The organism is Allostreptomyces psammosilenae, assembly GCF_013407765.1.
In the GTDB taxonomy this organism is placed as follows: Bacteria; Actinomycetota; Actinomycetes; order Streptomycetales; family Streptomycetaceae; genus Allostreptomyces; species Allostreptomyces psammosilenae.
The window spans coordinates 684,678-703,123 of sequence record NZ_JACBZD010000002.1 but is presented as its reverse complement, the minus strand read 5'-3'; the positions used below and the strand labels follow the sequence as shown (position 1 = coordinate 703,123).

Annotated in this window: 16 protein-coding genes; 5 read left to right on the top strand and 11 right to left on the bottom strand. The window is 72.8% G+C overall.

The window, feature by feature from the left end; translation table 11 throughout:
- Positions 1-56 precede the first annotated feature (56 nt).
- Positions 57-380: a ferredoxin gene (gene fdxA / locus FHU37_RS25315; RefSeq protein ID WP_179816972.1), complete on the bottom strand. Its 324-nt coding sequence runs from the start codon at positions 378-380 to the stop codon at positions 57-59.
- Positions 381-575: 195 nt separating this feature from the next.
- Here fdxA and FHU37_RS25310 point away from each other — a divergent pair, with 195 nt between their 5' ends.
- Complete coding sequence (locus FHU37_RS25310) at positions 576-854, top strand: hypothetical protein (protein ID WP_179816971.1); 279 nt, start codon at positions 576-578, stop codon at positions 852-854.
- On the top strand, positions 851-1,717 hold the full coding sequence (locus FHU37_RS25305) for a GNAT family N-acetyltransferase (protein WP_179816970.1): 867 nt from the start codon (positions 851-853) through the stop codon (positions 1,715-1,717). Before FHU37_RS25310 ends, FHU37_RS25305 begins: the two co-directional genes overlap by 4 nt.
- 80 nt (positions 1,718-1,797) lie before the next feature.
- Here FHU37_RS25305 and FHU37_RS25300 read toward each other — a convergent pair whose 3' ends face one another.
- The 4 genes from FHU37_RS25300 to FHU37_RS25285 form a co-directional block, all read right to left on the bottom strand.
- Positions 1,798-4,776, bottom strand: coding sequence for a VanW family protein (locus FHU37_RS25300; protein ID WP_179816969.1), 2,979 nt, complete (start codon positions 4,774-4,776; stop codon positions 1,798-1,800).
- Between the two features lie 306 nt (positions 4,777-5,082).
- Positions 5,083-5,568: a DUF6113 family protein gene (locus FHU37_RS25295; RefSeq protein ID WP_179816968.1), complete on the bottom strand. Its 486-nt coding sequence runs from the start codon at positions 5,566-5,568 to the stop codon at positions 5,083-5,085.
- The gene (gene mshB / locus FHU37_RS25290) at positions 5,565-6,494 is read right to left on the bottom strand and encodes an N-acetyl-1-D-myo-inositol-2-amino-2-deoxy-alpha-D-glucopyranoside deacetylase (RefSeq protein WP_179816967.1); all 930 of its coding nucleotides are present in this window, start codon (positions 6,492-6,494) and stop codon (positions 5,565-5,567) included. The genes FHU37_RS25295 and mshB overlap by 4 nt, the downstream gene beginning before the upstream one ends.
- Positions 6,495-6,687: 193 nt before the next feature.
- The gene (locus FHU37_RS25285; protein WP_179816966.1) at positions 6,688-6,882 is read right to left on the bottom strand and encodes a DUF2304 family protein; all 195 of its coding nucleotides are present in this window, start codon (positions 6,880-6,882) and stop codon (positions 6,688-6,690) included.
- A gap of 287 nt (positions 6,883-7,169) precedes the next feature.
- On the opposite strand from FHU37_RS25285, the gene FHU37_RS25280 reads away from it, so the two are divergent.
- Positions 7,170-9,389: a S9 family peptidase gene (locus tag FHU37_RS25280; protein WP_179816965.1), complete on the top strand. Its 2,220-nt coding sequence runs from the start codon at positions 7,170-7,172 to the stop codon at positions 9,387-9,389.
- A 79-nt stretch (positions 9,390-9,468) separates the two neighbouring features.
- Here the strand turns inward: FHU37_RS25280 and FHU37_RS25275 are convergent, their stop codons facing one another.
- The 6 genes from FHU37_RS25275 to typA form a co-directional block, all read right to left on the bottom strand.
- Positions 9,469-10,548 carry an ABC transporter ATP-binding protein gene (locus FHU37_RS25275; RefSeq protein WP_179816964.1) on the bottom strand — a complete coding sequence of 360 codons (1,080 nt, stop codon included), beginning with the start codon at positions 10,546-10,548 and terminating at the stop codon, positions 9,469-9,471.
- Positions 10,532-11,620, bottom strand: a complete 1,089-nt coding sequence (locus FHU37_RS25270; protein WP_179816963.1) for an ABC transporter ATP-binding protein — start codon at positions 11,618-11,620, stop codon at positions 10,532-10,534. Before FHU37_RS25270 ends, FHU37_RS25275 begins: the two co-directional genes overlap by 17 nt.
- Positions 11,621-11,636: 16 nt before the next feature.
- On the bottom strand, positions 11,637-12,626 hold the full coding sequence (locus FHU37_RS25265; protein WP_179816962.1) for an ABC transporter permease: 990 nt from the start codon (positions 12,624-12,626) through the stop codon (positions 11,637-11,639).
- Positions 12,619-13,545, bottom strand: coding sequence for an ABC transporter permease (locus FHU37_RS25260; RefSeq protein WP_179816961.1), 927 nt, complete (start codon positions 13,543-13,545; stop codon positions 12,619-12,621). The genes FHU37_RS25265 and FHU37_RS25260 overlap by 8 nt, the downstream gene beginning before the upstream one ends.
- A gap of 79 nt (positions 13,546-13,624) precedes the next feature.
- On the bottom strand, positions 13,625-15,244 hold the full coding sequence (locus FHU37_RS25255) for a peptide ABC transporter substrate-binding protein (RefSeq protein ID WP_179816960.1): 1,620 nt from the start codon (positions 15,242-15,244) through the stop codon (positions 13,625-13,627).
- 544 nt (positions 15,245-15,788) lie between these two features.
- The gene (typA, locus tag FHU37_RS25250; protein ID WP_179816959.1) at positions 15,789-17,654 is read right to left on the bottom strand and encodes a translational GTPase TypA; all 1,866 of its coding nucleotides are present in this window, start codon (positions 17,652-17,654) and stop codon (positions 15,789-15,791) included.
- A 134-nt stretch (positions 17,655-17,788) separates the two neighbouring features.
- Between typA and FHU37_RS25245 the strand changes: the two genes are divergently transcribed.
- Positions 17,789-18,073, top strand: a complete 285-nt coding sequence (locus tag FHU37_RS25245; protein WP_179816958.1) for a hypothetical protein — start codon at positions 17,789-17,791, stop codon at positions 18,071-18,073.
- Positions 18,070-18,435, top strand: a complete 366-nt coding sequence (locus FHU37_RS25240) for a hypothetical protein (protein WP_179816957.1) — start codon at positions 18,070-18,072, stop codon at positions 18,433-18,435. Before FHU37_RS25245 ends, FHU37_RS25240 begins: the two co-directional genes overlap by 4 nt.
- The last annotated feature ends 11 nt before the right edge of the window (positions 18,436-18,446 follow it).

The following is an 18,446-nucleotide window of genomic DNA, read 5'->3' as shown; positions in this document are numbered from 1 at the left end:
ACGCGCCGGCGCCACCCGTGGTGCTGTGCGGTGGTGTCACGGTCGTTCCGGCCGTCTCAGCTCTCGTTCTGCGGCGGCAGAGCGGCGATGAAGGGGTGGTCCTTCTCGATCAGGCCCAGCTTCGAGGCACCGCCCGGGGAGCCCAGGTCGTCGAAGAACTCGGCGTTCGCCTTGTAGTACTCCTGCCACTCCTCCGGGGTGTCGTCCTCGTAGAAGATGGCCTCGACGGGGCAGACCGGCTCGCAGGCACCGCAGTCCACGCACTCGTCGGGGTGGATGTAGAGGGCACGCTGTCCCTCGTAGATGCAGTCGACGGGGCACTCTTCAATGCACGCCTTGTCCTTGACGTCGACGCAAGGCTGCGCGATGACGTAGGTCACGTCGGTTCCTCCCTCGATAAGGCCTGGTCGGGCACGCGGCAGCGCGGCGTCTCGATGCCCGCGTCTAGTATCGCGGTTCTACTGAAGCACGAACAAAGAAGGGGACCCTGAGTGGACGGCGTCTCGCGTTCCCCGGCTCCTGTCGGAGCCAGCATCACCCCCTCCGACGTGGGAAGACGCGTGTCCGTCCGCCGGGTGTTGGAAATTCGCGACGGTCGGCCGGTCTTCGGGGACATCCTGGGACTTCTCGAATCGTGGGACGACCAGGGCATCACCGTGCGGCGCGCCGACGGCGAGGTGGTGCGCGTGCCGCACGCGGCGCTGGTCGCCGGGAAGACCGTCCCGCCCCCGCCGCCCCGGCGCCGGCCGCGCGGCCCGGCCGGTGGGCGACCGGCCGAACGGGCCGGCGAGCAGGCCGATCAGCGGGCCGAGGGACCGGCCGGCGGGCCGGGCGAGGAGGGCGGGGCGCGATGAGCACGGCGACCGGTTCCCCGGCCGACCGGGTGACCGCCCTGGAGCTGCAGGTGCTGGCGCACCGCGGCTGGCCGGCCGTGGAGCAGTGGGAGGGCCGGGAGCTCCCCGGCTGGACGCTGCGGGCGGCCGGCGGCTTCACCCGGCGCGCCAACTCGGCGCTGCCGATCGGCGGGCTGGGCCCGGGCGGGACACCGCGCGCGGCGGCCCCGCCGGCCACGGCGGCGGACTTCCGCGCGGCGGCCGACGCGCTGCGCGCCTGGTACGCCGAGCGCGGCCTGCCGGCCTACGTGCAGGTCTGCGGCGGCACGGAGGACGCCCGGCTGGACGCCGTGCTGGCGGAGCTGGGGTGGGTGGCCGAGACCCCCACGGAGCTGCACACCGGGCCGCTGGCTCCGCTCACCGGTTCCGGCCCGGGTCCCGGTTCCGGCCCCGTTTCCGGTTCCGGCTCCGGCGAGGAGCCCGCGGGCGTCCTGCTGACCCGTTCGGTGGACGCCGGCTGGGCCGCGCTGTACCACCGGGCCGGGACCCTGGACGCCACCTCGCTGGCCGTGCTGACCGGCGGCCCGTCGGTGTGGTTCGCCACCGTCCCCGGCGCCGACGGCCGCCCGGAGGCCATCGGGCGCTGCGTGGTGGACGGCGCCTGGGCCGGTTTCTCCGGCATCGAGGTGCGCCCCGACCGTCGTCGGCGCGGGCTGGCCCGGCGGGTGATGGCCGCGCTGGCCGACCGCGCCCGGAGCGAGGGCGCGGTCCACGGCTGGTTGCAGGTCGAGGCGGACAACGCCCCGGCCCTGCGGATGTACGCCGGCCTGGGCTTCCGCCGGCACCACGGCTACCACTACCGCCGGGCGGTGGGGACCGGCTGAGACCGGGCGCCGCCGGCCGGGGAAGCCCGCCGGCGGCCCCCGACCGAACTCCCCGCGCCCGGCGGCGGTGGCCGCGGGCGTTACCCGGTGGCCTCCCGGGCCGGCGGGGCGGCCTGGTCCGCGGGCTCCCCGGCCGGGTCGCCGGCGGCCGCACCGGACTCGCCGGACTCGTCGGCGGGATCCCCCGCGGGGCTCTGCTCGGGCGCCGGGCTCTGGCTGCCCTCTTCCTCGCCCTCCGCCGTCTCCTGCTCTTCCTCCTGCTTGGCCGGGTCGGGGCCGCAGATGATGTGGTCGGCGGGGTCGTAGCTGGTGAAGAACGGCTCCCGGGCGACCTCCCGACCGTCCTGCACGAACACCCGGGTGACGGTGATGTCGAAGCCCTCGGAGGGCTCCTGCGGCACGCACTCCTCGCTCTCGTCGTAGCGCCTCTCGGGCTCGACGATGTTGGTGCGCGGCGAGGACTCGGCCCGGATCTCGTCGTACTTGCGGGTGCCCAGCAGGGTGATGGTGACGGTGGAGTCGGTGTAGCTGGCCTGCACGTACACCGGGTGACCGGAGTCGTTCTCCCACTGGTTGTCCAGCGACGGCCAGGCCACGGTGGCCTCCAGCCCGGGCTCGTAGCGCGGCAGCCAGAAGCTGTGCGCCTTGTGCTGGACGTCCTTCAGGCCGCCGTAGAAGACCGCGGTCCACATCGTGGTGGCGACCTGGGAGACGCCGCCGCCGTAGTCCTCGGCCAGCCGGCCGCCGTTGATGATGGTGCCCTTGACGAACCCGTTCTCGGCGGTGCGCTCCCCCACCGTCTCGTTGAGGCTCCACACCTCGCCCGGCATGACGATGGAGCCGTCGATCAGGTCGGCGGCGCGGTGGATGTTGGTGAGCCGGTACTCGGCGTACGGGTACTCGGTGGTGGCGGAGGAGATGACCTCCCGGATGCCCAGCGCCTCGGCGTCCTCGGTGGTGAAGTCGGGCTGCTTCTCGCCGAGCTCGATGTGCCCGACGCGGTCGTCGGTGCGGGTCAGCGCGGGCAGCATCGCGGCGGCCGCGGCCTCCCCGGTGACGCCGCGGCCCGGCTCGGAGGGCACCACGGAGACCGAGCCGTCCTCGTGCGCCTCGAAGGAGGCGGGCTTCGGCGGGTCCCCGATGGAGTCGAAGACGCCGCCGTAGGTCTCGGCCAGCTTCTCGGTGTCGATGGTGGGGCGCAGGATGCCCTCGTCGTCGGCCTCCATGGTGAGGAAGGTGCCGAGCGTCCGGGGGCTGAAGTCGATGGTGATGCCGCCGGCCTCCAGGGTGACCAGGCCGGACATGGCGGTGGTGCCGAAGCTGGAGGTGGCGCGCAGCATCTCCTCCTCGGTGACCTTCGGCTCCACCACCTCCAGCGGCAGCACCACGGGCCGGTCGGCGGCGCCGGTCAGGTAGGCGTCGCGGATCAGTTCGGCGGCGGCCGGCTGGTCGAGCATCCGCCCGGTCTCGCCGGGCTGCGGGGTGGTCACGCCGTCGGTGAACACCACGCGTCCCTCGCGCAGCGGCACGTCGGTCTCGGCGGCGAGCGCGGCGACCTCCGCGTTCAGCGCGCTGTCGTCGGCCCGCACCACCGGGGCGACCTCGCGTCCGGCGCCGAAGAGCGAGCCGATGACGTCCTGCGGAGCGTAGCTGCGGGCGGCGGCACGGTCGAGGGTGGCCTCCACGTCCACGGACAGGCCGCCGGCCATCGGGTCGAAGGAGAGTTCCTCCTCGCCGACGCGGACCGGGATGGCGGCCGTCGCGCGCTCGCGCAGTCCCTCCTCGAGCGCCTCGGCCGCGGCGGCCCGGTCGCGTCCGCCGATGTCGGTGCCCAGCACGGTGGTGTTGCGCGGCACGTCGGCGCCGTCGATCAGCAGCCCGACGCCGTACAGGGCGCCGGCGACGCCGACGACCACGGCGGCGGCGATCGCCCAGGCGCCCCGGCGGCGGGCGCTGCGCTGGCGGCGCCGGGAGGAGCGGTAGCCGGTGGTGGAGTCCTCGCCGGCCGCGGTGGCCGCCGGCACGGGCTCCGCCGGGTCGGGGCGGAGGGGACCGGGGCCGGCGGGGTCGTGGCCGAAGGCATCGGGGCCGAGGGCGTCGGCGCCGTAGGGATCGGGGCCGGAGTGGTACGGCTCCGGCTCGCGCGGTCCGGGCAGCCCCCCGGCCGGCGACGGCTGGCCCGGGTCGCCGAGGCCGTCCGGGCCCGGCTCGTCGGCGAAGAGCGGTCCGGTGACCCGGACGGCGGACTCGCCGCCGCCGGTGGCCTCGGGGCCGGCCCCCGGTGCCGGCGGGAACGGCGGCTGGTCGCCCGCTCCCAGGCGGTGGCCGGCCGGGGGCGGGTCGACGCGGCGCAGCTGGCGGGTGGGCGGGTCCTCGGCGGCGTGCCCGAAGGGCTCTGCGGCCGGGCCCGGGTGGGGCGCGTGGTGCGGCTGCGCGAAGGGCTCGCCGACGGGGCCGCCGTGCGGGCGGCCGGCGGCGTGCTGGAGGGGCTCGCCGGCCGGCGGCCCGGCGGTGGGGTCGGCGGGCGGCGGGAAGGCGCCTTCGGCGGCGCGCGGCCCGGGCACGGGCACCGGTTCGGTGAGCGTGGCGGCGAGCGGGCCGGCCGGCTCGGGGTGCGGCCGCGCGTCCGGCCCGCCCGGCGCGGACTCCGGTCCTGGCACCTGGGCGCCCCGCAGTGGGCCGCCGGGCACTGGGCCGCCGGGCACCTGGGCGGCGGGCGCCGCGGCGAGGGAGTGCGGGGCGAACCACGGGTTGCCGGTCCCGTCCTGCGGGGCGGGGGCGTCCTGGCTCGCGGCGGGCCCGGCCGGCCGGCCGTGCGGATCCGCCGTGGCGGAGGCGCCGGTGGCCTCCGGGGCGGCGGGCGCGCCCTCCGTGCCGTCCTCGTCCTCCGCGCTGCCCAGCGAGGTCCGCAGCACGACCGGGGGTATCGGGCGCGAACCGGGGATCTTGATCGAGATGCGGGTGGTCACGGTGGTCTCGGTGCGCGGCATCTCCCGCTCCGGCGACCCGCCCCCGGCCCCGCCGTCCGTCCCCCCGCTGGCCGCGGTGTCCGACGCCATCGAAACGATCTCCTACCACCCGGACGGGAGCCGACGGCGGCACACCGCCACGCCCCCGTGTGCGCGAAACGACATCTGACTCAACGACGGACCGGGCCCATCGGCACCACCGGTCCCACCGGCCGCCGGAGCGTTCCCCCGGGGGCCCACCGCCGGGCGAGCGCCCACGCGGCACCTCCGAATTGTTGCATCCTCACGCCCGTGGCGCGGGTGGACGGACCGCCACCTGCCCTGGTCGGCCAACCGCCCATGACCAGTCACGCCGGGGGCGCCCGCGCGGTTCCGGGCCGGGCCGCCGGCGCCGGGTCACCTCGGGGCCCCCGCCCAGGGAGCGCCGCGACGGCCCACCAGGCCGGCGGGCATCATCATCATGACCATGGCGCAGCCGGCGCCGCCCAGCAGGTAGAGGAAGGCGCCGAGGCTGCCGGCGAGGGCGGCGTCCCCCTCCGGCCGGCCGTAGAGCAGCAGGAACAGCACGAGCAGCCAGGCGACGGCGGGCGCGGCGACGCCGGCGCGCGAGCCGGTCAGCGCCCCTCCGGCGGCGAACAGGCCCACGGTGCCGAGCAGGGCCAGCATCAGGCCGCCGGGCGGCGCCCACTCCAGCACCAGGCTGCCGGCCACGCAGACCGCGCCGCCGAGCAGCGCCAGCAGCGGGTAGAGGACCAGCCGGACGGCGAGCGGCGGCGTCGCCGGCGGGGCGGGCGGACCGGCCGGCGCGGCCCCCGACCCCGCGGCGCCCGGCCTGCCGGTACCGGACCGTCCGGTCTGCGGGCGCGAGACGTCGGGGCTCATCGACCGGCCTCCACGGGTTGGGCCGCCTCGGGGGTCAGCCCGGCGAAGAGGTCCTCCTCGTGGCCGGCCGGGCCGACCGGCCCGCGCGTGCCGGCCAGCAGCCGGTAGCACTCCCGGTACCAGATCGGCTGGGCCCGGTCGTTGGAGAGCGCGAAGTAGGGCCCGTCCACGGTGATCTGGGTGGCGTGGGCGCGCATCGCCGCGGCCTTGCGCTCCGCGTGGGCGGTGCCGTCCACCACACAGTCCACCTGCTCCTCCGGCACCACCCCGGGCAGCTCGGCGATCTCGGCGACCGCCGGGAAGGGGGTCCGGGCCAGCGCCCCGGCGAGTTCCGCGACGCCGCGGCGGGCGGCGCCCAGCGGGATGCAGTTGGCGTAGGTCTTGGCGATCCGGTGGGCCGGGCCGAGGTCGGGGCGGAAGGCGGGGTCGGCGGCCAGCTCGGCCGCCCGCACGCCCACCCGGTGGGCCTGGACGTGGTCGGGGTGCCCGTACCCGCCGTTCGCGTCGTAGACCACCAGGACCTGCGGCCGGACCTCCCGCACCACCGCCACCAGGTGGGCGGCGGCCTCGTCGAGGTCGGCCTGCCAGAAGCACTCGGGCCGGTCGTTGGTGGCCAGGCCCATCATCCCGGAGTCGCGGTAGCGGCCCTGGCCGCCCAGGAAGCGGTTGTCGGTGACGCCGAGTTCGGCCATCGCCGCGGCCAGCTCGCCCGCCCGGTACGGGCCGAGGCGGTCCTCCCGGTCGGGTGCCAGGTGCGCCAGCTCGGCCGGGATGACCTCGCCCTCCTCGCCGAGGGTGCAGGTGACCACGGTGACGTGGGCTCCTTCGGCGACGTACCTCGCCATGGTGGCGCCGTTGTTGATGCTCTCGTCGTCCGGGTGGGCGTGCACGAAGAGCACGCGCCGCGCGGGCAGCCCCTTGGTCATGGGCACAAGGGTAGAACGGCCCGTGCGGCGGCCCGACGTGCGCTGCGCCGCGCCGGCCGGGCGGGCCGACGGGCGGACACGGCGGGCCGACGGGCGGGCTGACCGGCGGCGTTACGGCGGGCTTCGCCGGCCCGGGAACCGGCGACGCCCACCGGCCGTCCGGCGGGGAGGCGGGGACGGCGTCCGGGCGGGGTCAGAAGTCGATGCCGCTGAGCATTCCCGCCACGTTGTCGGTGAACGTCGAGATCGACGGTGCGATCGAGGACCCGGCCAAGTAGAAGCCGAGGAGCACGCAGACCAGCGCGTGCCACACGTTCAGGCCGGAGCGCCTGATGAGAATGACGGTGATCACCGTCAGGAGCAGCACCACGGAAATGGACAGCGCCACCGGGGTTCACCTCCCTGAATCCCTAGACGTGGGTCAACCGCATAGCGGATAGCCTCATCGTAAGGACACCTTCACTATCGGTGAGATGGCACACGAGGGGAGCACGGAAGCACGGAGCCGGCGCACGGCGCGTCCCACCACGTCGGGGCGGGCCCCACGGCCCCCGCGGGCCCCCCGTGCCGCAGGGATGATCACCGGTACGGGTGACGGCGTGAGGTGGACGAGACTACTCGCGGCGGGGCGTCAGGTCGCGCAACACGCCGGGGTGGTTGACCTAGGCTCCGGACATGACCACGGAGATCTCGTTTCCCCGCCTGCACGCGCGCACCCAGCGCTTCACCCTCGGCCGTCCACGGGCGTTCGCCGTGGCGCCGGACGGCTCCCGCGTGGCGTTCCTGCGCTCCGGCGGCGGCACCGACCCGGCGAACCGGCTGTACGTCCTCGCCGTCCACGGCCTCGACGGCGTCGGGGCCCCCTCCACGGCGGAGACCCTCGTCGCCGACCCGGCCGCGCTGCTGGCCGGGGCCGACGAGGACCTCTCCCCGCAGGAGCGCGCCCGCCGCGAGCGGGCCCGGGAGGCGGCCGCGGGCATCGTCTCCTACACCACCGACGCGGCCGTCACCCGGGCCGCGTTCGCGCTGTCCAGCCGGCTGTTCGTGGCCGAGCTGACGGTGACCGGCGGCAGCGCGGTGCGCGAGCTGCGGGTGCCCGGCCCGGTGATCGACCCCCGGATGTCCCCGGACGGCCGGCACGTGGCCTACGTGGCCGGCGGCGCGCTGCACGTCGTGCCGTCGACCGGCGGCGGCTCGGGCGACGTCACCCTGGCCGAGCCGGGCGGCCCCGGCGAGACCTGGGGCCTGGCCGAGTTCATCGCCGCCGAGGAGATGGGGCGCACCCGCGGCATGTGGTGGTCGCCGGACGGCGACGCCCTGCTGGCGGCGCACGTCGACGACTCCCCGGTGCGGCGCTGGTGGATCGCGGACCCCGCCAACCCGGACCGCGAGCCGGCCGAGGTCGGCTACCCGAGGGCCGGCACGCCCAACGCCGACGTGCGGCTGGCGCTGTTCGGCCTGGACGGAACCCGCACCGACGTGGTGTGGGACCGCGAGGCGTACCCCTACCTGGCCGTGGTGCACTGGTCGGCCGGCGGCCCGCCGCTGCTGCTGGTGCAGTCCCGGGACCAGCGCACCGCGCTGGTGCTGTCGGTGGACACCACGGACGGCTCCTGCCTGCCGGTGCACGCGGAGAGCGACGAGGTCTGGCTGGAGGTCTTCGAGGGCGTCCCGGCCTGGACCCCGGACGGGCGGCTGGTGCGGATCACCGACGAGGGCGGGGCGCGGCGGCTGGCGGTCGGCGACCGGGTGCTGACCGGGCCGGAGCTGCACGTGCGCGGCGTGCTGGCGGTCAGCGAGCGGGACGTGCTGGTCACCGCCTCGGCCGGGGCCCCGCACCCGGCCGAGCGGGGCGCGCAGGGCGTGGCCGCGGCGGAGCGGGAGATCGGCGAGGTGCACGTCTACCGGGTGGGCGAGCTGGGCCCGCACCGGATCACCACCGGGCCGGGGGTGCACTCGGCGGTGCGCGGCGGGCCGGTGACCGTGCTGGTCTCCGCCACCCCCGGCGGGGTGCGCCACCTGGTGCTGCGCGAGGCGGGCGGGGACGCCGGGCCGGTGCCGGCGGAGGCGCCGGTGGCCGACGGCCTGGTGCCGGTCGCCGAGATCCGCTCCCTGGCGGAGCCGGCGCCGTTCCGCCCGCGGGTGGCCCTGGTCGCCGCCGGCGAGCGGCGCGTCCCGGCGGCCGTGCTGCTGCCGCGCTCGTTCGACCCCGACCGCGACGGGCCGCTGCCGGTCCTGATGGATCCGTACGGCGGCCCGCACGGGCAGCGGGTGGTCGCCGCCTCCGGGCCGCACCTGGTCTCGCAGTGGTTCGCCGACCAGGGGTTCGCGGTGGTGGTCGCGGACGGCCGGGGCACCCCCGGGCACAGCCCGGCCTGGGAGAAGTCGGTGCACCACCACCTGGCCGAGCACACCCTCGCCGACCAGGTGGAGGCGTTGCGGGCGCTGGCCGACTCCCATCCGCTGGACCTGTCCCGGGTGGGCATCCGCGGCTGGTCCTACGGCGGCTACCTGGCGGCGCTCGCGGTGCTGCGCCGGCCGGACGTGTTCGCCGCCGGGATCGCCGGGGCGCCGGTGACCGACTGGCGGCTGTACGACACCCACTACACCGAGCGCTACCTGGGCCACCCGGACGAGCACCCGGAGGTGTACGACGCCAACTCGATCGTGGCCGACGCGGCGAAGCTGGAGCGCCCGCTGATGATCATCCACGGCATGGCGGACGACAACGTGGTGGTGGCCCACTCGCTCCGGCTGTCCGGCGCGCTGCTGGCCGCCGGGCGCCCGCACACCGTGCTGCCGCTCACCGGCGTCACCCACATGACCCCGCAGGAGCAGGTGGCGGAGAACCTGCTGCTGCTCCAGGTCGACTTCCTGAAGAAGGCGCTGGCCTGAGCCAGGCGCTCGTCGGAGCGAGCAAGCACGGCAAGAGGGGCCCGGTTCGGACGAACCGGGCCCCTCCTGCGCCGGGGTGTCAGCGCGTGGCGCCGGCGGTCGCTTCCTCGCGCTCGGAGGCGAAGTGGCAGGCGCTCTCGTGCGCGGCCGGGCCCTTCAGCCCGCTCGGCACGGCCAGCAGCGGCACCTCGGTGGCGCAGCGGTCCTCGGCCTTCCAGCAGCGGGTGCGGAAGCGGCAGCCGGACGGCGGGTTGGCCGGGGAGGGCACGTCGCCGGTCAGGATGATCCGCTCCCGGCCCTCGCGGCCCGCCGGGTCCGGCACCGGCACGGCGGACAGCAGGGCCTGGGTGTAGGGGTGGGTGGGGTGGTCGTAGATCTGGGTGTCGGTGCCGATCTCGGCCATCTTGCCCAGGTACATCACGCCGACCCGGTCGGAGATGTGCCGGACCACGGACAGGTCGTGGGCGATGAAGACGTAGGAGAGGTCGAACTCGTCCTGCAGCTTCTCCAGCAGGTTGACGACCTGCGCCTGCACCGAGACGTCGAGCGCGGAGACCGGCTCGTCGGCGATGATGATCTCCGGCTTGAGGGCCAGGCCGCGGGCGATGCCGATGCGCTGGCGCTGTCCGCCGGAGAACTGGTGCGGGTAGCGGTTGATGTGCTCCGGGTTGAGGCCGACGGTGTCCAGCAGGTCCTGGACGGCGCGCCGGCGGTCTCCCTTGGGTGCGGCCTCCGGGTGGATGTCGAAGGGCTCGCCGATGATGTCGCCGACCGTCATCCGGGGGTTGAGCGAGGTGTACGGGTCCTGGAACACCATCTGGATGTTGCGGCGGACGGCCTTGAGGGCCCGGCCGCTCAGCTTGGAGATGTCCTGGCCCTTGTAGAGCACCTGGCCGGAGGTGGGCTTCTCCAGGTTCATCAGCAGCTTGGCCACGGTGGACTTGCCGCAGCCGGACTCGCCGACGATGCCGAGGGTCTCGCCGCGCAGCAGGTCGAAGCTGACGCCGTCGACGGCGCGCACGGCGCCGACCTGGCGGCGGAACAGGATGCCCTGGGTGAGCGGGAAGTGCTTGACCAGGTCGCGCACCTGGAGGATGGGCTCGCCGCGGCCCGGCTTGGTCACGTCGACCGCGGGCGTGGACTCAGGCGTGGGCGCCATCGAGGGTCTCCTTCCAGAAGTGGCAGGCGCTGTGGCGGCCGGGCATCTCCTGCCCGTCCGGGCCGCTCACCGGCTCCAGCCGGGGCACGTCGGTGCGGCAGACGTCCCTGGCCTGCGTGCAGCGCGGGTTGAAGGCGCAGCCGGAGGGGATCCGCAGCAGGTTGGGGGGCAGGCCCGAGATGGCGTAGAGCTCCTGGCCCTTGCGGTCCAGCCGGGGGATGGAGTCCAGCAGGCCCCTGGTGTAGGGGTGGGCCGGGCGGGCGTACAGCTCGTGGACCGGGGCGGTCTCCACGATGCGGCCGGCGTACATCACGGCGATCTTGTCGGCGACGTCGGCCACCACGCCGAGGTCGTGGGTGATCAGGATCAGGCCCATGTTGTGCTCGCGCTGGAGCTCGGCGAGCAGGTCCATCACCTGGGCCTGGACGGTGACGTCCAGGGCGGTGGTGGGCTCGTCGGCGATGATCAGCTCGGGCTCCAGGGCCATCGCCATGGCGATCATGATGCGCTGCCGCATGCCGCCGGAGAACTGGTGCGGGTAGTCGCCAACCCGCTGCTTGGCGGCCGGGATGCGCACCCGGTCCATCAGCTCGACGGCCTTGGCGCGGGCGTCCTTCTTGGACATGCCGCGGTGCACCCGGAACATCTCGCCGAGCTGGTAGCCGACGCTCAGCACCGGGTTGAGGGAGGACAGCGCGTCCTGGAAGATCATGGCGATGCGGCTGCCGCGCACCTTGCGGCGCTGGTCCTCGCTCATCTTGAGCAGGTCCTGGCCGCGGTAGAGGATCTCGCCGCGCGGGATCCGGCCGGGGGGCATGTCGAGGATGCCCATGATGGCCTGGGCGGTGACGGACTTGCCGGAGCCGGACTCGCCGAGCACGGCGAGCGTCTCGCCGGCGCCCACGCTGTAGTTGACGCCGTTGACGGCCTTGGCGACGCCCTCGCGGGTGTGGAACTCCACGTGGAGGTCGCGGACCTCCAGCAGCGGGCCGGTCCAGCCGTCGGCCTGGCGCAGTCCGCCGACCTGCGGGGAGGTCGCTCCGCCGGGGGCGGTGGTCTTCGGGGTTGCCATGTTACTGATCGCCTCTTTAGCGGAGCTTGGGGTCGAGGGCGTCGCGGACCGCCTCGCCGAGCATGATGAAGGTCAGCACGGTGAAGCTCAGCGCGGCGGCGGGGATCAGCAGCGGACGGGCGTCGGTGCTGATGCGGGCCTGGGCCTCGGAGATCATCACGCCCCAGGAGATGGCGGGCGGCTGGATGCCGGCGCCGAGGAAGCTCAGGGTGGCCTCGGCCGCGATGGTCACGCCCAGCAGGATCGTGGAGTAGACGATCAGCGAGGTGAGCGAGTTCGGCAGGACGTGCCGGAGCATCATCCGGCCGGTGCCGGCGCCGAGGGACTTCGCGGCCACCACGTAGTCCTGGTTCTTCACCACCATCACGGAGGCCCGCATCATGCGGGCCACGGCCATCCAGCCGAAGGCGCCGAGGGCGAGGGTGACGCCCCACACTCCCTCGGGGCGGCCGAGGGAGTTCAGTATCACGATGGCGCCGAGCAGCAGCGGCAGCCCGAAGAAGATGTTGGTGACCCAGGAGAGCAGGGTGTCCAGCCAGCCGCCGAAGTAGCCGCCGAGGATGCCGAGCAGGCCGCCGACGATGGCGGAGAGCAGGGTGGCCAGCAGGCCGACCGCGATGGAGTTGCGGGCGCCGTAGACGGTGCGCGCGTACAGGTCGCAGCCCTGGAAGTCGTAGCCGAAGGGGTGGCCGTCGCTCGGTCCGGCCATGGAGTTGCCCAGGTCGCAGGCGGCCGGGTTGGCGTTGGTGAACAGGCCGGGGAAGACCGCGACCACGGCGAGGAAGGCCATGCAGACCAGCGAGACCAGGAACAGCGGGCTGCGGATCAGGTCGCCGAGGGCGATCTGGAGCTGGCTGCGGGCCTGGTCGCGGCCGGGGGTGGGGGTGCCGCTGGGCGGCGGCGTCGCGGTGGCGGCCTCCGCCTCGATCGACTCCGAGCCGGGGGCGGTGTCCTCGACGTTGTGCGGGGCGCGGGTGGCGCGGCCGGTGGGGGTCAGGTCACTCATAGCGGATCCTCGGGTCGAGCAGGGCGTACATCAGGTCGACGAGCAGGCTGGTGACGAGGTAGATCACCACGATCAGGCTGACGAAGCCGACCATGGTGGGTCCGTCCTCGACCTCCAGGGCCCTTTTGATGTTGAAGCCGACACCGGGGATGTTGAAGATGCCCTCGGTGACGATCGCCCCGCCCATGAAGGAGCCGACGTCGGTGCCGAGGAAGGTGACGACCGGGATGAGCGAGTTGCGCAGCACGTGCACCCCGATGACCCGGGAGGGCGGCAGTCCCTTGGCCCGGGCGGTGCGGATGAAGTCCGAGCGCAGGTTCTCCGCGATGGAGGCGCGGGTGAGCCGGGCCACGTACGCGAGGGAGAGCGCGCCCAGCACCATGCCGGGCAGCAGGTAGCTGCGGAAGCCGTCGGTGGTGCTGGAGGTGGGGAACCAGCCCCACTCGCGGGCCAGGTAGACCTGGGCGACGCTGCCGATGACGAAGACCGGGATGGAGACGACGGTCAGCGTGGAGACGAGGACCAGGTTGTCCCAGAAGCCGCCGCGGCGGATGCCGGCGAGCACGCCGGCGGAGACCCCGACGAGGACCTCGAAGATCACGGCGACGGCGACCAGGCGCAGGGTGTGCGGCCACGCCTCCAGGATCATGTCGGCGATGGGGCGGCCGCCGTTGATGCTCTCACCGAAGTCGCCTCTGACCAGGTCGCTGATGTAGTACCAGTACTGCAGCAGGAACGGGTCGTTGAGGTGGTACTGCTCGGTGAGCTCGGCCCGGACGGTGTCCGGCACGGGCCGCTCGCCGTACAGGTTCTGCACGGGGTCGCCGCCGATGGCGGTGACCAGCCAGTACACGATGAATGTCGCCCCGATGAACACCGGGATCATCTGCAGGATACGCCTGACGACGTACCGCCCCATGGGTCCTCCTCGTGGGAAACGGCGGGGGCAGTGTGGTGGCTGCCCCCGCCGTTACGCCAGCTGATGTGTCAGTGCCGCGTCAGGCCCGGTCGATCGTCAGCACGTCGACCCGGTCGAACAGGTCCAGGTGCACACCGGTGACGTTCTCCGAGAAGCCCGTCGGGTTGGTGACGGTGCGCAGCGGGATCGCCGGCAGGTCCTGCGCCAGGATGTCCTCGGCCTGCTGCCACTTGGCGATGGCCTCTTCCTCGGTCGGCGCCTGGCGGCCCTCCTCGACCAGCTGGTCGAACTCGGGGTTGCTGTAGCCGTAGTAGTTCGAGGAGCCGTTGGTCGAGTACAGCGGGCCGAGGTAGTTCTCCATGGACGGGTAGTCCATGACCCAGCCCATGCGGAACATGCCGGAGAAGGACTTCTCCTCGACCTGGGTCAGCAGCTCGGCGAACTTGGCCACCGGGGTGCCGTTGCACTGCACGCCGAGGTTGGTGTTCAGCTGGTTGCAGGTGGCGTCCACCCACTCCTTGTGGCCACCGTCGGCGTTGTAGCCGATGTTGATGGTGTCCGGGCCGCCGGCCGCCTCGTACATCTCGCGGGCGCGCTCGGGGTCGAACTCGCACCACTCGCCGCAGGTGTTCTCGCGGTAGCCGGCGACGACCGGGGAGACGAAGGAGCGGGCGGGAACCTCGGAGCCCTGGAAGATCGTCTCGGAGATCGCGTCGCGGTCGATCGCCATGGAGATCGCCCGGCGGACCTCGACGTTGCTGTACTCCTCCTGGTAGGTGGGGAAGGCCAGCATCTGGTACGCGGACGCCTCGAACATCTGCAGGCGGTCGCCGAGCTCGCTCTCGGCGGCGGCCAGCTGGGTCGTCGGGATCTTCTTGACGACGTCCAGCTCGCCCGCGATGAGGTCGTTGTACTGGGTGTCCTCGGACTGGTAGATCTTGAAGTCGATCTTGTCGACCAGCGGCTTGTCGGTGTAGGTGTAGTCCTCGAACGCCTCGACCTGGATCAGCTGGTCGTGCTGCCACTCGCCGACCATCTTGAAGGGGCCGTTGCCGATCGGGGCCTGCTCGTAGGCCTCGATGTCCTCGAAGGCGGCGTCCGGCAGCGGGTAGAAGGCGGTGTACCCGAGGACCGACTTGAAGCCGGAGAACGGCGCGTTCAGGTGGATCTCGAAGGTGGTGTCGTCCACCCTCACCAGGCCGGACAGCTTGTCGGTGGTGGGCTCGGGGGCGGTCTGCTCGCCCTCACCGTCCGGGTCGGCCGGGTTCAGGGCGTCGTAGCCCTGGATGAAGTTGAAGAAGTAGTTGCCGTCGTGGGCGTTGGGGCCGTAGGCGCCGTAGTTCCACGCGTTGATGTACGAGTCGGACGTGACGTCCGTCCCGTCGTGGAACTTCATGCCCGGCTTGAGCTTCACCGTCCAGACGGTGTTGTCCTCGTTCGGCTCGATCGACTCGGCCGCCACCTCGAACGGCTCGTTGTTCTCGTCGAACTCCACCAGCGGCGTGAAGAGCGCCGAGAGGACCTGGGAGCCCTCGGTCTCCGTGGTGGTGGACGGGATCAGGTGCTTCGGCTCGGAGATGCCGATGCTGACCGGCTCCTCGCCGCCGCCACCGTCACCGCTACCACCGCCGCAGGCCGTGGCGGCCAGCGCGACGGCCACCGCTCCCACGACCCACTTGGCGCGCTTGGCTCCACGCATGGGGTTGCCTCCTTGGGGCATCACTGACTGAACGATGAGTTCTTCCGGCACGTCCCGCCCCCTTGCGGTCCGTGTCGGGAGCCCTCCGCTCGTGAGCCGGGACGCTGGCGCGCCTGACCCATTGACCCGAGCACAGTTGGCACCACTATCCGCCGCCCCAGCCGCAACGCAGTATCCAAAACGTCTCGTTTCGATCACACGTTATAGCCAAAAGTCCAAATTTCGGACATTTGACAACCGGGGTAGACGCCGCCAAACCGGACGATGTGTTCGCCTAGCGGACACTTAGCCCCGCTCAGCGGACACTCACCGAACAGCGTCCTACCGGACGGTACCTCCCGCTTGATGGGGCAGTCTACGCGCGTTGGGCTGGCGTGTACGACGATCGGTTCGGAAAAAGATCGGAGTTCATACCCCCGAAACACCACGGGGCCGCCGCGTCACCCGACGCGACGGCCCCGCTGCCGACTGATGATCAGTCAGCCGATGTGTGGACCACCGGCGGAACCACTCCCGCCGGTTCCGCCCTTGGTTCGGTCCTTGTTCAGCCCTTGGTGGCGCGCGACCGCTTGCGGGCGCGCTCGGCGGCGTTCAGCACCACCTTGCGGATGCGGACGGTGTCCGGGGTGACCTCCACGCACTCGTCCTCGCGACAGAACTCCAGCGCCTGCTCCAGCGAGAGCTTGCGCGGCGGGATGATCTTCTCCGTCTCGTCCGCGGTCGAGGACCGCATGTTGGTGAGCTTCTTCTCCTTGGTGATGTTGACGTCCATGTCGTCGGCGCGGGAGTTCTCGCCGACGATCATGCCCTCGTACACCTCGGTCGCCGGCTCCACGAAGAGCGTGCCGCGCTCCTGGAGGTTGATCATGGCGAAGCCGGTGACGGCGCCGGCGCGGTCGGCCACCAGCGAACCGCTCGGACGGGTGCGCAGCTCGCCGAACCACGGCTCGTAGCCCTCGAAGACGTGGTGGGCGATGCCGGTGCCGCGGGTCTCGGTCAGGAACTCGGTCCTGAAGCCGATCAGGCCGCGCGAGGGCACCAGGAACTCCATCCGGATCCAGCCGGTGCCGTGGTTGGTCATGGTCTCCATGCGGCCCTTGCGCACCGCCAGCAGCTGGGTGATCGCGCCGAGGTACTCCTCGGGGGCGTCCACGGTCAGCCGCTCGACCGGCTCGTGCACCTTGCCGTCGATCTCCCTGGTGACCACCTGCGGCTTGCCGACGGTCAGCTCGTAGTCCTCCCGGCGCATCTGCTCGACCAGGATGGCCAGCGCCAGCTCACCGCGGCCCTGCACCTCCCAGGCGTCCGGCCGGTCGGTGGGCAGCACCCGCATCGAGACGTTGCCGACCAGCTCCTTGTCCAACCGGTCCTTGACCAGGCGGGCGGTCACCTTGGTGCCGCGCTTGCCCCGGCCGACCAGCGGGGAGGTGTTGGTGCCGATCGTCATGGAGATCGCCGGCTCGTCCACCGTGATCAGCGGGAGCGGACGCGGGTCGTCCGGGTCCGCCAGGGTGTCGCCGATCATGATGTCCGGGATGCCGGCGATGGCGATGATGTCGCCCGGACCGGCCTGCTCGGCCGGCTTGCGGTCCAGCGCCTCGGTCATCAGCAGCTCGGTGATCTTCACCCGCTCGATCGTGCCGTCGTGCCGGCACCAGGCCACCTGCTGGCCCTTGCGGATGGTGCCCTGGTGCACCCGGCACAGCGCGATCCGGCCGAGGAAGTTGGAGGCGTCCAGGTTGGTGACGTGCGCCTGCAGCGGGGCGCCCTCCTCGTAGGTGGGCGCGGGCACGGTCTCCAGCAGGGTGCGGAAGAACGGCTCCAGGTCCGGGCTGTCCGGCACCGCGCCGTTCGCCGGACGCTCCAGGGAGGCCCGGCCGTCCCGGGCGCAGGCGTAGACGATCGGGAACTCGATCTGGTCCTCGGTGGCGTCGAGGTCCATGAACAGCTCGTAGGTCTCGTCCACCACCTCGGCGATCCGGGCGTCCGGGCGGTCCACCTTGTTGATGCACAGGATCACCGGCAGCTTGGCCGCCAGCGCCTTGCGCAGCACGAACCGGGTCTGCGGCAGCGGACCCTCGGAGGCGTCCACCAGCAGCACCACCGCGTCCACCATGGACAGGCCGCGCTCGACCTCACCGCCGAAGTCGGCGTGGCCGGGGGTGTCGATGATGTTGATGGTGACCGGAGCCCCGCCGTCCTTGGGGTGGTACTGCACGGCGGTGTTCTTCGCGAGGATGGTGATGCCCTTCTCGCGCTCCAGGTCGCCGGAGTCCATGACCCGTTCGTCGACCTGCTGGTGCGCGGCGAAGGCGCCCGCCTGGCGGAGCATGGCGTCGACGAGGGTGGTTTTGCCGTGGTCGACGTGGGCGACGATGGCGACGTTGCGGATGTCATTGCGCGTGGGCATGGCGAGCGGTCAAGTCTCCCGGTGTGGTGGGGTGGCCCCGCTACGGTGCGTGCGGACGCGGCCACGTGCCGGGCCGGCTCAGCCACGGCGTTTCCCATGGTACGGGGCCGCGGAGATGCTCTACGCTTGGCTACATGGCACCTACAGCTAGCGACGATTTCCTGCGGGAGAACGCCGCCATACTCACCAAGATCGGCGCTCGCCACGGTCTGCGGAACTTCGGCCTCGGCCGGGAGCCGGGAGAACTGGTCGCCGAGGTCGACGTGTCCGAGGGACGCAGCTACTTCGACGTCTTCCACTTCGAGGATGACATCGAGGAGATCTACGGCGTGGCGGTCGAGGTCACGCCGTACACCGCTGACGAGCCGCTGACCTGGACGCCGCGGGAGTGGCTGCGCCCGGAGAGGTGGGCGGCATGACTCCGGAACGGAGGCTCCTGCAGATCCGACTCCAGGAGCATCTGGACAACGCCCGCGAAGCGCTCTTCGCCGCGCAGCAGCTGACGACCCACACCATCGCGGCGGGCAGCGTGGAGGCCCACGCACTCGCATACCGGATGCTGTGCTTCGGTGAAGCGCTGAAGCAGTACACCGAAGTGGTGGAGACGACCACACGTGCGTTCCGGGACCCGATCCGCCTCCGCGACCGACTCGCTCACAAGCCGCTGGCCGATCTCAAGATCAACATCATCGTGACAGCGGTCGCGCTGGCTCAGAAGGAGATCCTCCCCGAGATCGAAAGCCGGCGGGAACTCCTCGCGGACGCCCTCCGCAGGATCTGACCCCCCTCCGC